General features: G+C 53.1%; 11 protein-coding genes. 4 read left to right on the forward strand and 7 right to left on the reverse strand.

Annotated elements, in window-relative coordinates:
• Positions 1-85: 85 nt before the first annotated feature.
• Positions 86-1,003 carry a LysR family transcriptional regulator gene (locus BLT77_RS10015; protein ID WP_090365135.1) on the reverse strand — a complete coding sequence of 306 codons (918 nt, stop codon included), beginning with the start codon at positions 1,001-1,003 and terminating at the stop codon, positions 86-88.
• Positions 1,004-1,155: 152 nt separating this feature from the next.
• Complete coding sequence (locus tag BLT77_RS10020; RefSeq protein WP_143026607.1) at positions 1,156-2,772, reverse strand: Na/Pi cotransporter family protein; 1,617 nt, start codon at positions 2,770-2,772, stop codon at positions 1,156-1,158.
• A gap of 377 nt (positions 2,773-3,149) precedes the next feature.
• Between BLT77_RS10020 and BLT77_RS10025 the strand changes: the two genes are divergently transcribed.
• The 4 genes from BLT77_RS10025 to BLT77_RS10045 all read left to right on the forward strand — a co-directional run bounded on the left by BLT77_RS10025 (position 3,150) and on the right by BLT77_RS10045 (position 9,898).
• Positions 3,150-4,274 (forward strand): ISAs1 family transposase, encoded by a 1,125-nt coding sequence (locus BLT77_RS10025; RefSeq protein ID WP_090365137.1) that lies wholly within the window; start codon positions 3,150-3,152, stop codon positions 4,272-4,274.
• Between the two features lie 624 nt (positions 4,275-4,898).
• Positions 4,899-5,591, forward strand: a complete 693-nt coding sequence (locus BLT77_RS10030) for a helix-turn-helix transcriptional regulator (protein WP_090365138.1) — start codon at positions 4,899-4,901, stop codon at positions 5,589-5,591.
• Positions 5,592-6,456: 865 nt separating this feature from the next.
• Positions 6,457-7,416: a LysR family transcriptional regulator gene (locus BLT77_RS10040; protein ID WP_090365140.1), complete on the forward strand. Its 960-nt coding sequence runs from the start codon at positions 6,457-6,459 to the stop codon at positions 7,414-7,416.
• A gap of 175 nt (positions 7,417-7,591) precedes the next feature.
• Positions 7,592-9,898, forward strand: coding sequence for an OmcA/MtrC family decaheme c-type cytochrome (locus tag BLT77_RS10045; protein ID WP_090365141.1), 2,307 nt, complete (start codon positions 7,592-7,594; stop codon positions 9,896-9,898).
• Between the two features lie 333 nt (positions 9,899-10,231).
• On the opposite strand, the gene gcvP is transcribed toward BLT77_RS10045, so the two are convergent.
• The 5 genes from gcvP to ubiH form a co-directional block, all read right to left on the reverse strand.
• A complete protein-coding gene (gene gcvP, locus BLT77_RS10050) occupies positions 10,232-13,114 on the reverse strand; it encodes an aminomethyl-transferring glycine dehydrogenase (protein ID WP_090365142.1) in 2,883 nt (960 codons plus the stop codon).
• A gap of 90 nt (positions 13,115-13,204) precedes the next feature.
• On the reverse strand, positions 13,205-13,594 hold the full coding sequence (gene gcvH / locus BLT77_RS10055; RefSeq protein ID WP_090365143.1) for a glycine cleavage system protein GcvH: 390 nt from the start codon (positions 13,592-13,594) through the stop codon (positions 13,205-13,207).
• Between the two features lie 25 nt (positions 13,595-13,619).
• Positions 13,620-14,714, reverse strand: coding sequence for a glycine cleavage system aminomethyltransferase GcvT (gene gcvT, locus BLT77_RS10060; protein WP_090365144.1), 1,095 nt, complete (start codon positions 14,712-14,714; stop codon positions 13,620-13,622).
• 94 nt (positions 14,715-14,808) lie between these two features.
• A complete protein-coding gene (locus tag BLT77_RS10065; RefSeq protein WP_090365145.1) occupies positions 14,809-16,005 on the reverse strand; it encodes an FAD-dependent oxidoreductase in 1,197 nt (398 codons plus the stop codon).
• Positions 15,999-17,219, reverse strand: a complete 1,221-nt coding sequence (gene ubiH / locus BLT77_RS10070; protein WP_090365146.1) for a 2-octaprenyl-6-methoxyphenyl hydroxylase — start codon at positions 17,217-17,219, stop codon at positions 15,999-16,001. The genes BLT77_RS10065 and ubiH overlap by 7 nt, the downstream gene beginning before the upstream one ends.
• Positions 17,220-17,265: the final 46 nt, after the last annotated feature.

Raw genomic sequence — 17,265 nt, forward strand, 5'->3', positions numbered from 1 at the left:
ACAGATCCAGACGGAAAAGCTGCTTTTCCTGCTGAGAAAACAAAAAAAAGGAGCCCTCAGGCTCCCTGTTGCAATCCCCCAATCCTCACCCATCAACCGGACGGTTCAGGTACTCCCTGACCGTATCGATCACCACCTTGAGGCGATTGGGCAATGCCTTGCGGGACGGGTAGACGGCGTACACCGGCATCGACAGATCCGTACGCCACTCCTTAAGCAGTGGCACCAGCGGCTCGGCCCCGGCGTGCTTAGGCAGCAGATAATCGGCGATGTAGCCGATGCCCAGCCCCGAACTCACCGCATCCAGCACCGCTTCGGCACTGTCGATAACAAAGTTTCCCGATACCTCGACCTCCAGATGCCGACCCTGGCGGCAGAACGACCAGTTGTGGTAATCCCGGGTCTTACTTCGATAGATGATGCAGTTGTGCTGACTCAGCTGATCCGGGTGGGAAGGCGCGCCATGGCACTGCAGATAGGAGGCGGAAGCCAGCAATACAAAGCCGACATCGTACAGCCGTTGGGCGATATAGCCCTGGCTGATCTGCTTGCTGGTGGTGAACCACAGATCCACGTCATCCTCCAACATGTCGACCCGGCAGTCCCCCAGAGTCACCTCCAGTGCCAGCCCCGGATAGCGCGCCTGCAACGTCTGGGCAATGGGCACCATATAGCGGGCTCCCAGCGAGTGGGACATGGCAATGCGCACCACACCGGCGATCTCCGCCTTGGAATCGAGCACCTGCTCTGTGGCCTGGTCCATCACCGCAATCATCCGCTGACAGGCATCGGCAAACAGCGCCCCTTCACGGGTCAGCGTCAACTGCCGGGGCGTCACCTTGACCAGTTTCACTCCCAGGCGCTGCTCGAGATCCTTCACCTGCTTGCTGACGTGGGAGATGGACACCTCCAGCCGCTCCGCCGCCAGAGTAAAGCTGCCCGCCGACGCCAGCGCATCGAAGATGATCATCTGATAGGCATCGTATTTACCGTGCTTGTTCATTTGCGCCCGACCTGTTTCAGAATTCCAATTCACAGCTACATTGCCATATTCCGGGGAATCATAAATGACCCGGGTCCAAACAAGCCAAAAAGTTTTATTAGGCTGTGAATCGAAACAACCCGCTCCGCTGAAGTGCTCTGTGGCCGGCGATCTCAGTCGTTAAGTTTGCAACGTATCGAAATGAGGATCTCCAAGCAACAAGCCCACTGCTTATTCATATTCAGCAGGTGTTTGCTAATGTTGGTCAGCACGATGAAGGTTTCCCCCTCGATCTCATCCTGCTGAATCCAGGTATACACCCGGTCGATAAACGCCAGATGGTCGGCTCTGGCCTGCTCCTGCAGGGCATGGAGCCTCCCGATGTCGATCTCTTCCGGCGGAGCGGTCAACCACTGGGCAATGCGCTCCAGTCTCTGCTGCTCCTGCAGGGTGCGATCCCGCTTAAAGCGGACCACGCTCTTGTCGCCGGAAAGCCCTGCCTGTTGCAAGTCCCCCTTGATGTCCTTAACCGCTTTGGCCGCATAGCCGATATGACGCAGCAGCTTGAGAGCATCCCTCAACCCGGCCTTCTGCTTATCCTGGGCATGGGCCAGCACATCCAGAATAAATTCACTCAGCTGTCCCTCCCGGTCTCTCAGTGCCGCATACTCTTCATCGAAACTGGCAGGCGTCTCTGCCTGGAACAATGGTGTGACGGATGAGGCTACAGGTAGCTTCAACACCCGGTTGTTGACCTTGAGGGCAAGCAGGCAGCACTCCTGCAACGCCCGGTCGATAGCCAGGGTAGCGAGCACCACCTTCTCCGGAGGGATGTCCATCAGCATTCGATCCATCGCCGGCGAAGGGGTACGGAAGAACCGCCTTAGCAGCCGGGCCAGCATTCCCATAAAGGGGTACACCAGCACCACCCCCAGCAGGTTAAACAAGCTGTGGAAGACCACCAGCCCGTACAGAGGATCGGTGAAATTCAGCCAGGGATAGAGGTAATCGAATACGGGCACAATCAGCGGGTAGGCCAAGATTGACGTTCCCAGGTTAAACAGCACATGGGCGGCCGCCACCCGCCGCTTGTTGTCACTGCCCTTGATGCAGCCGATCACTATGGTCACCGTGGTACCCAGATCGGCACCGATAATGATGGCCGCGGCGGCGGGCAACTCCACCAACCCGGCGCTCAGGGCATTGAGGGTGATCAGCATGCAGGCGGAGCTGGACTGGATGATGGCGGTAAATACTAACCCAACCAGCAGGTAGACAAAGTTGTGCAGATGGGCGTACGACTCGGGCCTGAAGCCCTCCTTCAGCCCAGCGACGCTCTCTTTCATGGTATCCAGGCCGAAGACCAGCAGGCCCAGGGCAAACAGCAGCAGCCCCAGCGCCTGTAGCCGTCGCCGACGTTCACCGGTGATGTAGACCAGTCCACCAACCCCCATCATCGGCAGTACCAAGGCCGATAACGACAGCTTGAACCCCAGTAGGGTAACCAGCCAACCGGTGACCGTAGTACCCAGGTTGGCGCCGATTATCATGCCAATGGCGTTGGCCAGCGGCAGAACACCGCTGCCCACCAGAGCCAACACCATCAGCCCGACCATGGAACTGCTTTGCAGTACCGCCGTCGCCAGGGTTCCACTGGCGATAGAGCCCGAGGCCGAATCTGTGGCACTCAGTAATACCCGGCGGAAAGTGGCCTCCGCCAGCATCCCCAGGGCACTCTCCAGCCGCTGCATGGCATAGAGGAAAATCCCCAACCCGGCGATGAATTCCAACCAGTTTCCCGCCACTTCGCACTCGCCCTTAAAGCCTGTATCTCATTAAGTTAGATTAGGTGAGTGAACGGCATTCTGTCGGCTATTTGGCAACAACAGAGCGGGGTCAGAGGGACAAGGTTGCGCGGTTCACAGCCACGGGGCCCGACACGGGAGATAAAAAAAGCGGCCACCTAAGTGACCGCCTTCTGCTGTTATCGAACCCTTGATCATGTCATATCTAGTTGGAAACTCTCAGGCGCCTAAAATCAATTAGTTACCTAACATCAAAAAACAAATCTAGCAGGGCGAGATCGCGAACATTTCTTGAGCGCTAAAAGCTGGATTTGACCAGCAGATCCGGTTGTGATCTTATACTCCTTTTTGGGGAGCCCCTCATGCACATCGATTCCTTTTCACAGCACTTCGCAGTGATCCAAGACCCACGTCAATCCGCCAAAATCACATACCCGTTGTTCGATGTGCTGTTCCTGACCGTATGTGCCACCATCGCTGGCATGGATGGCTGGGAGGATATTGAAGACTTTGGTGAGGCCCACCTTGACTGGCTGCAAAGCAAAGGTTTGTTCCGCGAAGGGCTCCCAGTTCATGACACCATCGCGAGGGTGGTATCTTCGGTTGAACCATCGCAATTCCAAGACTGTTTCTTGAAATGGATGCAGGCTGTCAGTGCAAGTTCTGAAGGTGAACTCATCGCCATTGATGGTAAGGTCCTCCGAGGGTCCTACAACCGCGAAGATCGTAAATCCACGATTCATATGGTCAGCGCCTTTGCTACTGCCAACGGCGTGGTCATGGGCCAGGTTAAAACCCAAGAGAAATCCAATGAGATCACCGCTATTCCTGAGTTGCTGAAGCTTCTGGATGTCAGTGGTTGCTTGGTTTCCATTGACGCAATGGGCTGCCAAACTGATATCGCCAGCCAGATCGTTAAACAAGGTGGTGACTACCTTCTGGCAGTAAAAGGTAACCAGGAAAACTTAGCTAAAGTCGTGCAAAAAGCGCTGGCCCCAGTCTCGCAAAAGAACCATACAAGTACCATCGGGCAAGGCCATGGCCGTGTTGAAGCCCACGAGTACCATGTTCTACCAGCAACCGATATCGCCGCCGAACTTCCTGTTTGGGAAGGGCTCAAAACGATTGGTGTTGCCATCGGCTACCGGCTGGATTCGACCGGCAAAGAGTCATTGGACTACCGCTATTACATCAGTTCAGCGGAACTGACTCCTGAACGATTTGCCGATGCTGTTCGAGGACACTGGGAGATTGAAAGTCGATTGCACTGGGTGCTTGATGTCACGATGAATGAAGATGCTTGCCAAATCTATCGTGGTAATGCTGCCGAGGTATTGGCTGGAGTTCGCCACATGGCGCTCAACATGCTGCGATTAGAAACGGGCAAAAAAGCGAGCATCCGGCGCAAACAGAAGATGGCTGCCATGAATAGTGCCTATCTGGAGCAAGTGATACTGGCCGGAATTAACAGGTTGGGCAAAAACTGAACATACGTGCTCTCGCCCTGAGAATATAATTACTTAACCTATTCCTTTAGAGTTAGTGATTTCTCATAGTAAAGCTCACACCAGTTGTTATAAAAATGATATCAAAATCTCAGCTTTGATGTGTGTCAAAATTAGTAATCGGCTTCATTCTCGTCAACATGCCAAAAACTCTAACACCTTGAATTACCACGCCTTTGTCTCGCCACATACAATTCAGTTGCCGTTAGTGACTTCTCACAGATATTTAATAAAAATTGTAACGATTATGTTTCCAATACGATTATCTTGATGCTGTTCACATTTATAAGGAGTAGAAATTGAACTTGACAAAGTTCTAAATTAGATTGACTTGAAGTCGGCTATCCATAATTTGAGATTTCAGGCCAATGGAAGATAGAACAGAAGAGACTTTAAAACGATACAGTTAGAATTTGGAAACATCGTCAGTATTGGTGGAACACCGCCGAAAAATAACCGCAGACACCTCTACTTCCGAGGTGTAGTTTTAATTGGAAAGTAGAATACAAATGAATATTAAAAAACTAATTAATTACCCTTCTAACAATAAAAACAATCATGTAAATATTACAATTGAATTCAGATTGCTGTGATGATATTCCTCTAATGAAAACAATAATAGACAAAAATTTATGTACGCTTTCTAAGGAATTTGGTGCTAATTCTTGTTTGGTCTATATTTGTTTGAATGACCCCAAATACCACAATATTAATCTATCCATGACAGGTGAGGAAATTGGTCTCATAGTAAGTAGCAATCATAATGCAGTAAACACATTCAAGACACAACATACAAATAAAGAGGATTTACAAGCTGATAGAATAAAATCGGGTAGCCGTAGGATCGTTGAACATGATGATTCTTTCACTGCCATATATAAGGAAAGCTTGGCGATAGATATCGTACTTTTATTCGCTCCCAAGCTAAAAGCCAAGTTCGTGTTCTATTCAAAAGAGCCTTTCACTAGAGATCTTTCTGCAAATATTGAACTGATTAATGCAAAGCTCCTGCAAGCTGTTATTAGCATCAATAATAGTCATAAATTTATCCGACAATCATTAATGAGTATGGGATTGATCAATTGTAAAACAGTAGACATAATTACTTTAGTTTCAGCTGGTTACTCCAGAGAGGAAGTTGCAGAAAAATTAAACTTGTCCGTCAGCGGAGTCGATTATTATATAGAAATAGCAAAGCTTTCATTTGAAGCGAATACATTGTCAGAGTTAGTGTATAGTGCCAGCAAATATGGCCTACTGAGAGTCTCTTTAGAAGAAGGGGATAAGCATGAAAATTAGTAGCATCCTAACTGAGTTTTCGCGGACTCATAATATTGCAGACACCATGTTTGCTTTAGATATCAAGAATTCTAAATTACCTCTCGGGTTTTCTAAGGTTAACAAGGCGTCAGAAAGAGAACTTATTCTATCTAGCTCACTTACTGCGATAAAGTACAGCATTACATCTCGAAAAAGATGGGCAAGAAAAGATCCAAATACTGAAATATCCCTATCGAGCGAATATCATGTCTGGGACTACAATGATTGGCCCAAGTTTAAATTTAGCCCTAATGATGATCTGTTGAAGTTTGGATACGAAAAAAAGGTGTCGGTCGAGATACCATGCATGATAAACCCAAACTGGGTGGGTCGGTTCTACTTGATGATAGATAATAGCAGACATATAGAACCTCAAGAACTAACCAAACTATATAAAGATCTAAGTAATATTCATTATATGATTATCCAATCCAAAATTGAGGATATTAATCCGTTTTTAGACTACGGTTTAATAAGGGAGATCGATATAGCTATATTATCTATGCTGGCAAACGGATACAGTCGCGAATCAATTGCGAAAGCGTCCTATTTATCTTCTCGAGGTGTCGACTACCGAATCGTCCAGCTCAAGAAAAAGCTGTGTGCAAGCAACCATTCTAGTTTAATAAATTCAGCGTACCATAACTTTTTGATTAAGTGATTAAGTACCCATATTTAGTGAACAACTCCACTAGATTGAGGAACTAAATATCATCCTGCAATACAGGAAGAAGAACGTCGAGACAGTTCAATAACTAAGACATCAAAAATTGTCAGAGACTGCTCCCTTAACTAGTTAATAAATAAGTTTTTTTAATGCTAGCCGTATAGAGATTTCAGCGCAATGACCACACACCTAAAAAAGAAGATCCGTGAACTCGATTTTTTCAGTCTGCTCGTATTTAAGATCATCTTCGACACAGGTCAAGCCAATATTGCAGCTAAAAAACTGGCGGTTTCAGCATCTAAGATCAGCCGCAGTCTCAGTGCACTCAGGGTTGCCTTCGATGATGAGCTGTTCTATCGACGGCAGCAGGGGCTTAAGCCCACACCATTGGCCGAAAAGCTGTATCAACCAGTATGTCAGTTGATCCATTCAGTGACCAGTCTGGAACAGACTGTGATTGAAAAAGCGAGCCAGGAAAAGCTGCCAATATTAAAACTGGCAGTGGAGCCTATAGTGATGCACAGCCTAGCGCTCAAACTGGCCGATAAAACATTACAACAGAGGCTGGGGCCTGTGCGTTTGTATACCTGGAATGATAGGACGCTTAATATGATCTATAGGGGCGAGCTTGATTGTGGGATCGCCTTCGGAGCACACGATATCAACGAACTGACCTGCGAAAGAGTCGGTTATAATAGCTCTGTGTGTATGGTTGCCAAAGAAACTCACGCCATCTGGCAGTCTTATCCAGATATCCGACTCGAAGATATCTGTAACCATCCTTTTATTTATCAGGTCGGCAAGGGCTTCAACGATAGAATCGATCCCCTGGAACAATTTGCCCGTGAGCAGGGCATCTGCATAGACAACATAGAAGCGGCTGCTAATGTTGAAGAGTGGTTCGCCCACTTGCAGACCTTAGACAGTCTGGCTTTTGCTCCTTCATCGGAAAAGGACCAGCTCAACTGCATGCTGGGACTCAGAAGCGAGTTGTTACCCCAGCAGGAAATTGCCAGATTTAATGCTTCTATCATGGAACCCAGAGTCCATCTAGTGGAGAGACTCTCGCCTCTCAGACGTTACAACAATGACACCAAGCAGGAATTACTGACCCTCCTCAGAGAGCTATTTGTTTGATTGATTTCACATTGATTTTTTTAAAATCGAGAAATTCGGTTATCAGGATTGCGATTTATGCATCTATAATCACCTTTCACAAACCAAGCACAAATTTCCAACAATTTTCATCGCTTATCTTATTATGCTTTCACTGCAACAGCAGTTTGAATAAATAAAAGGTAAAGGTGTGATAATGAACAATAAAACCAATGTATCGGTATTAGCATTAGCGCTCGCTAGTGCTATCAGTTTAAGCGCATGTAGTGGTGGGGACGATGGCAAAGATGGTGTCGATGGAGTAACCGGTGGTGTAGGTTTACCTGGCTCGCAAGGTTTACCAGCTGGCTCATTTGTCGATACAGTCGATGATGCTGCCGACTTAGTATTAACATTAGCACCAACAGATATTGTAGTTACAGGCACCGAACCATTTGCCGTTAAATTTACTGCAAGTGGCAAGAATGCGAAGGGCGATATGGTGCCTTTCGTTGGCCTAGACAAGGTTGCCTTCTATGTCACAAACCTGCGCGAAAACACCGCAGTCACTGGCGCGCCAATGCAGTGGTCTAACAATGCGTTAGTCAATGAGTTTGGTTCGAGCATGTATTGTACGCCTGAAGGTACAGCTACCGCTCGTGGAGGTTCTGTTGTTGATGCCTGTACTTTGGTTGAAGATGCTGAAAGCCCAGGTACTTATACCGGTACTTGGGAGCATGATGGTAATGCGCCTGTAGTGGTTGCCGATGGCGATCCGAATAGCATGTTCAGAGTCATGGTTCGGACCTACAATGTGGTTGATACTTCAGGTGTCGAGATAAGTGACAAGGTATTGTCAGCTCCAGTTGATTTTATTCCTGCAACGGGAGAGCTAGCGATATCGGCAAAAGATTTAGTTGCAAATGCGACATGTATTCAATGTCACAGTGAAATTGCGGGCTATGGAGAAGGTTATCAGCGCATCGCTAATATTGATGCACATCATAATTATCAACAGGTTGAAAACTGTATCGCCTGCCATAACCCTGCTAATGCCGCTGACTCTGAATATACAGAATTAGGATTTAACATTGATTTTGGGCCTATGGTTCATACCATTCACTCTGGTGCTTATAATGCAGAATCGGGTGCGCTAACGGGTGAAGCATTAGAGATGTTCGGAAACATTGGTTCCCCCAATGATCTGGCTGACTGTACTAGCTGTCACCAAAGTGATCAGGGCTGGAACGATAATATCTATGCCCAAGCGTGTGTGGGTTGTCATATGGCGGTGAACTTCGAGACTGGCGAAGGTCACTCAGAGTTTAACCTAGCCCAGGCTGATGATAGCCAGTGTATGGCTTGTCATGGTGCTGGCGATCTTAGTCCTGCTATTGCCCATAAAATTGGAAAACGTGCAGCGGCCATCGCAGCGCTTGAAGTCAACGTCAGCGATATCTCTTACATTGAAGGTGCTGCCATCGATGATGTAGATTCAATCTCTGTTATTTTGGAAGTGAAGTTTGACGGTCAAGCTGTTGCCGAGGGGTTTGATTTTACTGATTATGCAATGCCATCGAAGCATGGCGGTTACCTTGCTGATATTATGGTTGGAACCGTAGATTCGGTAGGTTTTATCACGGAAAAATTCCAGATGAGTCTTAACGGAGTGAAAGCTGACATCGATGGTAAGGTTACCTTAACTAAAATTGGTGATTTAGATCTCGACGGTGAAAGTTTATATCTCACATCATCCATTCTCCTTTGTAACGATAAAGCAGGCGAATTATCCGCATGTGATGGGAGTGAGTATCAGAATCGTATTTCCGTGGCGATGCCAACATTATATTGGAACCTGGCCGAAGCTGATGGTAGCAAGGCTAATATCGGCCGCTTAAGTCAGCCAGACATTATGACAGCATCTGAAGATGGCTGTAATACTTGCCACGGTAATTTGACCAATCATCATTATGGTAACCTTACATTTACCCAGTGTGCCAGCTGTCATAACAGTAAAAAATCAGGCTCTTTCTTTAAAAATGTGTATACCCAAACTGGTATTGATGACAGTGGTGAGCCGGTATGGGAAACTATGCCGGATGTCGAATTCAATAATCATGATTTGGTTACCGTTGTCCATCGTGCACACAGTGGCATCATGACTCAACCAAACGGTGCAGTTATGTATCGAGATGCCAATAACGAACTGGTTAACTACCCCGCAGTGCAGACTGATTGTAGTGCCTGTCATAAAGAAGACGCTAAATTGTTCGCTGACGACGGTGGCCTAACTTCTGGTAAACGTGCGATTGCAGTTGATGACAATGCATTCATCTCACCAGTAGCAGAGGCTTGCCGTTCATGTCACGCCCATGCAAATCCAGCCGCATACGCACACTTCAGAAGCAATGGCGCGACAACGCTTGAAGATATGGCTACAACTGCCGATCTGCCTATAGAGTCTTGTGCAACGTGTCATGCTGAAGGTAAGACCTACGGTGTAGATAAGGTACACGGAAGCTAAGTGATGCTCCCTATGGGTTTACCCTGCAAGGGCCCATAACTGTATTGCATTTTAATTGGGGGCCTCTGAGCCCCTTTTTTGTATTGGAAATGTCGCCGTAATAGTCATAAAGGTTCAGCTACGTTACCGCATTTAGCTAATCAAATTCTTCCTAGATAAATTTTAATTATCAAGAGCAGGTGTAAACCTCAGCTAAAATAAACTTCATAAAAAAAGAGCACCACTTTCGTGATGCTCTTTTTATGACTTCAAATTAGAGTTTCCAACTTGATTTGCAGTCTCCAACTACATATCACCGGTTTCCAACTTGATATGACGTGATCAACCCTGCAATCAGTCCTGGTACGCCTCCATCGGCACGCAGGCGCAGAACAGGTTGCGATCACCGAATACGTCGTCGATGCGATTCACCGTCGGCCAGAACTTGTTGTCGCGGGTAGCCTGGGTCGGGAAGGCCGCCAGCTCACGGCTGTAGGGTCGCTCATCGAACCCGGAATCCATGATGTCGGCCTGGGTGTGGGGCGCATTACGCAGCGGGTTGTTGTCCGCCGGCCACTCACCGGACTGCACCTTGTCGATCTCATTGCGGATGCTGACCATCGCCTCGACGAAGCGATCCAGCTCCACCTTGGACTCGGATTCGGTGGGCTCCACCATCAGGGTGCCCGCCACCGGAAAACTCATGGTCGGCGCGTGGAAACCGTAGTCCATCAGGCGCTTGGCTACGTCCATCTCGGTCACGCCACTGGCCTCTTTCAACGGCCGCAGGTCGATGATGCACTCATGGGCCACCCGGTCGTTACGGCCGGTGTACAGCACCGGATAGTGCTGCCCCAGTTTGTTGGCCAGGTAGTTCCCGGACAGCATCGCCACCTGGGTGGACTCCGCCAGACCGCGATCCCCCAGCATGGCAATATACATCCAGCTGATGGCAAGAATGCTGGCCGAACCGTACTGCGCCGAACTGACCGCCCCGTTGTCCTCAGACGCCAGGCCGGTTTTAACGATGCTGTGACCGGCGACAAACGGCGCCAGGTGCGATTTAACACCGATGGGGCCCATGCCGGGACCACCGCCACCGTGGGGAATGGCGAAGGTCTTGTGCAGGTTCAGGTGCGACACGTCGGAGCCGATGAAACCCGGAGCGGTGATGCCCACCTGGGCGTTCATGTTGGCGCCGTCCATGTACACCTGGCCACCATGGTGGTGGATGATGTCGCAGATCTCGCGTACCGTCTCTTCGTACACCCCGTGGGTAGAGGGATAGGTGATCATGACGCAGGACAACCGCTCGGCGTGCTCTTCGGCCTTGGCCTTGAGGTCGGCCATGTCGACGTTGCCCTTGTTGTCGCAGGCGACCACCACCACCTTCAGGCTGGCCAGCATCGCCGACGCCGGGTTGGTGCCGTGGGCGGAGCTGGGAATCAGGCAGATGTCGCGATGGCTCTGGCCCAGTGACTCCTGGTACTCCTTGATCGCCAGCAGACCGGCGTATTCTCCGGAAGCACCGGAGTTGGGTTGCATGCACATGGCGTCGTAACCGGTCACCTTCACCAGCCAGTCCGCCAGGGTATCCACCATGGCGCGGTAGCCCTTCGCCTGCTCCTGCGGGCAGAAGGGGTGCAGGTTGGCAAACTCCGGCCAGCTGATGGGCAACATCTCGGCGGTGGCGTTCAGCTTCATGGTGCAGGAACCCAGCGAAATCATGCTGTGGTTCAAGGCCAGATCCTTACCCTCGAGGCGGCGAATGTAACGCAGCATCTCGGTTTCGCTGTGGTAGGCGTTAAACACCTCATGGGACAGAATCTCATCCACCCGCACCAGTTGTGGCGACAGCGGCGTGGCCACTTCGGCATCGATGGCGTCCACCTCCAGCCGGGCCTCACTGCCGATGATCACCGCGTACAGCGTCTGCAGCGCCGCCGAAGTCGTGGTCTCATCCAGGCTGACACCAAAACGACCCTCACCGTCATGGCGCAGGTTAATACGGGCGGCATCGGCACGGGCCTGCAGGGCCCCGGCGTCGCCAACCTCAAAACTCAGGGTGTCGAACCAGTTGTCGTTGATAACAGACACACCGGCCTGCTTGAGGCCGTGGGCCAGTACTGTGGTCAGGCGGTGAGTCCGCTCGGCAATGCGCTTCAGCCCTTGGGGGCCATGATACACGGCGTAGAAGGAGGCCATATTGGCCAGCAGCACCTGAGCGGTACAGATGTTGGAGTTGGCCTTCTCACGACGAATGTGCTGCTCGCGGGTCTGCATCGCCATCCGCAGCGCCGGTTTACCGCGGCTGTCCTTGGAGACACCGATGATGCGACCGGGCATGGAGCGCTTATAGGCGTCGCGGGTGGCAAAGAAGGCGGCGTGGGGGCCGCCATAGCCCATGGGCACCCCGAAGCGCTGGGCACTGCCCAGCACCACATCGGCCCCCAGTTTGGCCGGGGCAGTCAGTTTCACCAACGCCAGCAGATCCGAGGCCACACAGACGATCCCTTTTTTGGCTTTCACGTCCGCCGCCAGCTGGCTGAAGTCGGTCACCTGGCCATGACGATCCGGGTACTGCAACAGCACACCGAAGATGTCGTGCTCCGCCGCGTCCGCCGCCGGACCCACCAGCACCTCAATGCCCAGATGCTTGGCCCGGGTGACGACCACATCGATGGTCTGCGGAAACACGTTGTCGGCGATGTAGAACAGGTTGCACTTTTTGTTCTTGGACACCCGTTTGGCCAGCGCCATGGCTTCGGCGGCGGCGGTGCCCTCATCCAGCAACGAGGCAGACGCCAGATCCAGACCGGTCAGGTCCATGGTCAGCTGCTGGAAATTCAGAATCGCTTCCAGGCGACCCTGGGCAATTTCCGGTTGATAGGGGGTGTAGGCGGTGTACCAGCCCGGGTTTTCCAGCACGTTACGCTGAATCACATGGGGCACATGGGTGTTGTAGTAGCCCATGCCGATGTAGGAGGTGTACACCTGGTTTTGTTCGGCAAAGCCTTTGAGGGTAGCCAGCGCATCCACTTCGCGCTGCGGCTCGCCAATGCCCATCAGGCCAGGCAGGCGAATCCCTTCCGGGACAATCTGGGCGGTCAGATGCTCCAGGTTGTCGGCACCGATGGCCGCCAGCATCTCGTGGCGCTGCGGTTCGGTGGGGCCGATATGACGGGGGAGAAATTCGTCCCCGTTAAACAGTTGGGACAGAGACTGCTGCTCGCTCATTATCCAAAATCCTTGTTCTGCCAGCGTGGTAGGGTCGCGGCACAGATAAGAAGACAAAAGCCCCTCTGCGGGGGCTTTTTTTATTGTTGTTTATTCGTCGTCGATCACGGTCTGGTAGGCTTCTGCGTCCAGCAGACCGGCCAGCTCAGACTCGTCGGTGATTTTCACCCGGAACAACCAACCGTCGCCAAACGGGTCGCTGTTGACCTGCTCGGGGGCGTCTTCCAGCTCTTCGTTAATGGCGACCACTTCACCGGTCAGCGGTGAGTAGACGTCTGACGCCGCCTTCACCGACTCCGCCACGGCGCAGTCTTCACCGGCATTCACTTCGTCACCCACGTCCGGCAGGTCCACAAACACCATGTCACCGAGCAGCTCCTGGGCGTGCTCGGTAATGCCGATGGTGTACTCGTTGTCGCCCTCAGCACGCACCCACTCGTGGGAGTTGGTGTACTTGAGTTCAGATGGAATATTGCTCATTGTTGTGTTTCCCCATCAATGTGTCTTAAAACGCTTGTTTTCCATTACGTACGAAGCTGGGCTTGATCACGCGAACCGTTACCCGCTTTTTACGCATCTCCACTTCGACCTGTTCACCCACACTGCGAGGCACCCGCGCCATGGCGATGGAGTACCCCAGAGTCGGAGAGAAACTGCCAGAGGTAATGACCCCCTGCTGTTCAACGCCGGCGGCATCGGTAAAGAACACCTTGAGGCCGCTGCGAAGCACGCCTTTGTCGGTCATCACCAGGCCAACCAGCTTGTCGGTTCCCTCTGCCTTGACGCCAGCCAGGGCATCACGGCCAATAAAATCGCGCTCCTGGGGTTCCCAGGCCACCGTCCAGCCCATGTTGGCCGCCAGTGGATTCACGCTTTCATCCATGTCCTGACCATACAGGTTCATGCCCGCTTCCAGTCGCAGGGTGTCTCGAGCACCCAGGCCTGCGGGTTTGACACCAGCCTGCAGCAGTTGTTGCCACAGATCCGCCGCCTGTGCAGAAGGTACCATGATCTCGTAGCCCGCTTCGCCGGTGTAGCCGGTGGTGGCCAGGAACAGATCGCCGGCCTGCACGCCAAAGAAGGGCTTCATTCCCTCTACCATCGCCTGTTGCTCGGCAGACAAGACCGTGGCGGTGCGTTCGATCGCCTTGGGCCCCTGGACGGCGATCATCGCCAGATCCGGCAGCTCAGACACCGTCACCTCGAACCCGGCCGCCTGACGACCGATCCACTCCAGGTCTTTTTCGCGGGTGGCGGAGTTCACCACCATGCGGTAATGGGTGTCACTCAGGTAGTAGGTGATGAGATCGTCGATGACCCCACCCTGCTCATTGAGCATACCACCATAGAGGGCTTTGCCCGCCACCGTCAGTTTGGCCACGTCGTTGGCCAGCAGTTTGCGCAGGAAGGGTTTGGCCTCGGCACCGGTGATGTCGACCACGGTCATGTGGGACACGTCAAACATGCCGGCGTCGGTACGCACCTGATGATGTTCTTCAACCTGGGAGCCGTAGTTGATCGGCATCTCCCAACCGTGGAAATCCACCATCTTGGCATTGGACTCCAGGTGCTTAGCGTAGAGTACGGTTTGATTCGCCATCTGTGTTCCTTGTCTGGCTTTTTGCCCTTTTGTGATCAGGGTCTATTTAGGGGTTGGGCGCATTATACCCAACCCTTCTGGTTTGTATACAATTTCACCGTAAGTTGGTGGTGGCAACCCCTAGGGCTTGCTCAATAAACTTCCGCTTTAATCCAGGGATTCGGTTAACCAGCGCCAATCCGATGTCGCGAACGCCCTTTTTAACAGGATCTTGTCCTGCGAACAGCCACTTGAATCCGGACATGGCGGCGATCATCTCCTGAGCCGCGGCTTTACGGGGGCGGGCATAGCGCTGCAGCACCCGCAGGTCACCAATATCCCGTCCTTTGCCGACCGCGTCCTTGATCACGCTCACCAAATGCTCACTGTCGGCCAGTCCCAGGTTCACTCCCTGGCCCGCCAGTGGGTGGATGGTGTGGGCGGCATCGCCCACCAGCGCCAGCCGTGGCAACACAAAGTCCCAGGCATAACGCATGGTCAACGGAATGGCCAGACGATCGCTGACCACCTCCACCTTACCCAGTGCCGCTTCGCTGGCCAGGGTAATGCGCTGACAAAACGCCTCGGCGTCACACTCGGTCAACTCCTGCGCCTGCTCCGGCGGCAGTGACCAGACGATGGAGCACTGGTTGGGATTCGGCAACGGCAACAGCGCCAGCGGTCCCTGCGGCAGAAACACCTGGCGGGCGATGCCTTCATGGGGACGACTGCACTGCACCGTGGCCACCAAGCCATGATGACCGTAGTCGCGGAAGCTCAGCGGCACATTGAGCTGCTGCCGCAACCAGGAGTTGGCACCGTCGGCAGCCACCAACAGCCGGGCACTGAGCATGCCGCCGTCGGCCAGGGTGATCCAGGCTTCGTGCTCGCCAAAGGCCACCGACTGCGGTGCTCCGAAAAAGCACTTGATGTTGGCATCGTGCTCCGCCTGCTGCCACAGCGCATGGGCAATCACCCGGTTTTCGATGATGTGGCCCAGATCCGGCTGGTTGTAATCGCTGGCATCAAACTCGATGTTGCCGATGCTGTCTTTGTCCCACACCTTCATGCCGGTGTACGCCGACAGCCGCTGCGGCGACATCCGCTGCCAGGCACCGAGCTGACGCAGATACAACTCGCTGGCCCGGTTGATGGCACTGACCCGAACGTCATAGGGACCGCTGGCCGCCTCCGGTTTAGCGCGGTCAATCACCGCCACCGAAATGCCGGCCCGGGCCAACCCCAGCGCCGTGGCCATGCCCACCATGCCACCCCCGACAATTGCGACCTGTACCGACTGAGCCATTACCATTGTGCTTTCCTTACTGACGAACGTTGCCCCATGGTCTGGGATACCAGTCCCTGAGCCAGGGTGGGCATCCAATCCATGGCCATCAGCCCAAGATTGCGACCCACCTGCAGCACAGGGTTGTTGTTAGAGAACAGCTTCACCAGGCCATTGGTGAGGCTGACAGTGCGTTCCACGTCGGCCTGACGGGCGCACCAGTAATCGTCCAGTACCGAGAAGGCACCGGGATCCGCCTGCTGCTGCAGGCTTTGGTCCAATCGCTGAGACAGGGTCATGACATCGCGCAGACCCAGATTGAAACCCTGACCGGCGATGGGGTGAAGCGTTTGAGCGGCATTGCCGATGAGCACCACCCGGTGATGCACCGGCTTGCAGACCCGCTGCAGGACCAGTGGGTAGCTGGCGCGCTTGCCCACCTTCTCCACTGGCCCCAGGCGAAAACCAAAGGCACGCTGTAATTCGGCCGCAAACGCCGCATCGCTGAGCTGCAAAATGCGCTCTGCCTGCAGCTGGCTGCGTACCCACACCAGAGAGTAGCGGCCGTCGCTCATCGGCAGCAGGGCCAGTGGCCCTTCATCGGTAAAGCGTTCAAAAGCGGTGGCGCCGGCCTCGGCCATGCGCACATTGGCGATCACCGCCACCTGCTGATAGTCGCTGCGCTGAAGTGGCAGATTCAGTTGCTGGCGAACCAATGACGAACCGCCATCGGCGGCCACCACCAATCCCGCCTTCAGTGCCTGGCCCGAGGTCAGAGTCAGCTCGCAGTGATCCCGGTGCTGCGTCATCGACACCAGTTGCTCCGGACAATGAACCTGCACCTGAGTATCAACCAGCGCCCGGTGCAGCGCCGGCCCGACCCGCTCCAGCTCCACCACCTGACCGAGGGCATCCACCCCCTGCTCGGCGGCGCTCATCCGCACCTGGCCCCAGTGACCGCGGTCGCTGACATGAATGGTATCGATGGCCGCCGCGCCACTGGCCAGGGATGGCCACAGCCCCAACTGCCGGTAGTGCTCCACCGAGCCATAAGCGAGGGCAATGGCGCGGCTGTCGAAGCCGGGATGGTCATCGTCACTGACCGGCTGGGCTTCAATCAGCGCCACCCGCCAGCGACGCGGCGCCTCGCCGGCAGCGCAAAACTCCTGCCGCGCCAGGGCCAACGCCAGAGTCGTGCCGGCCATGCCGCCACCCACAATTGCAATATCAACCTGTTCCATCACGTACTGTCCGTAGTGTGCGTCCACAGCGGCCGATGACCGCCGC

The organism is Ferrimonas sediminum (assembly GCF_900100175.1).
Classification (GTDB): domain Bacteria; phylum Pseudomonadota; class Gammaproteobacteria; order Enterobacterales; family Shewanellaceae; genus Ferrimonas; species Ferrimonas sediminum.

What these genes read in the sequence shown, in the direction of transcription:
- BLT77_RS10045 (WP_090365141.1), top strand. Translation starts at nt 7,592, where the DNA reads ATGAACAATAAAACCAATGTATCGGTATTAGCATTAGCGCTCGCTAGT.
- gcvT (WP_090365144.1), bottom strand. Translation starts at nt 14,714, where the DNA reads ATGGCGAATCAAACCGTACTCTACGCTAAGCACCTGGAGTCCAATGCC.
- BLT77_RS10065 (WP_090365145.1), bottom strand. Translation starts at nt 16,005, where the DNA reads ATGGTAATGGCTCAGTCGGTACAGGTCGCAATTGTCGGGGGTGGCATG.
- ubiH (WP_090365146.1), bottom strand. Translation starts at nt 17,219, where the DNA reads ATGGAACAGGTTGATATTGCAATTGTGGGTGGCGGCATGGCCGGCACG.
- BLT77_RS10025 (WP_090365137.1), top strand. Translation starts at nt 3,150, where the DNA reads ATGCACATCGATTCCTTTTCACAGCACTTCGCAGTGATCCAAGACCCA.
- BLT77_RS10030 (WP_090365138.1), top strand. Translation starts at nt 4,899, where the DNA reads ATGAAAACAATAATAGACAAAAATTTATGTACGCTTTCTAAGGAATTT.
- BLT77_RS10040 (WP_090365140.1), top strand. Translation starts at nt 6,457, where the DNA reads ATGACCACACACCTAAAAAAGAAGATCCGTGAACTCGATTTTTTCAGT.
- BLT77_RS10015 (WP_090365135.1), bottom strand. Translation starts at nt 1,003, where the DNA reads ATGAACAAGCACGGTAAATACGATGCCTATCAGATGATCATCTTCGAT.
- gcvP (WP_090365142.1), bottom strand. Translation starts at nt 13,114, where the DNA reads ATGAGCGAGCAGCAGTCTCTGTCCCAACTGTTTAACGGGGACGAATTT.
- gcvH (WP_090365143.1), bottom strand. Translation starts at nt 13,594, where the DNA reads ATGAGCAATATTCCATCTGAACTCAAGTACACCAACTCCCACGAGTGG.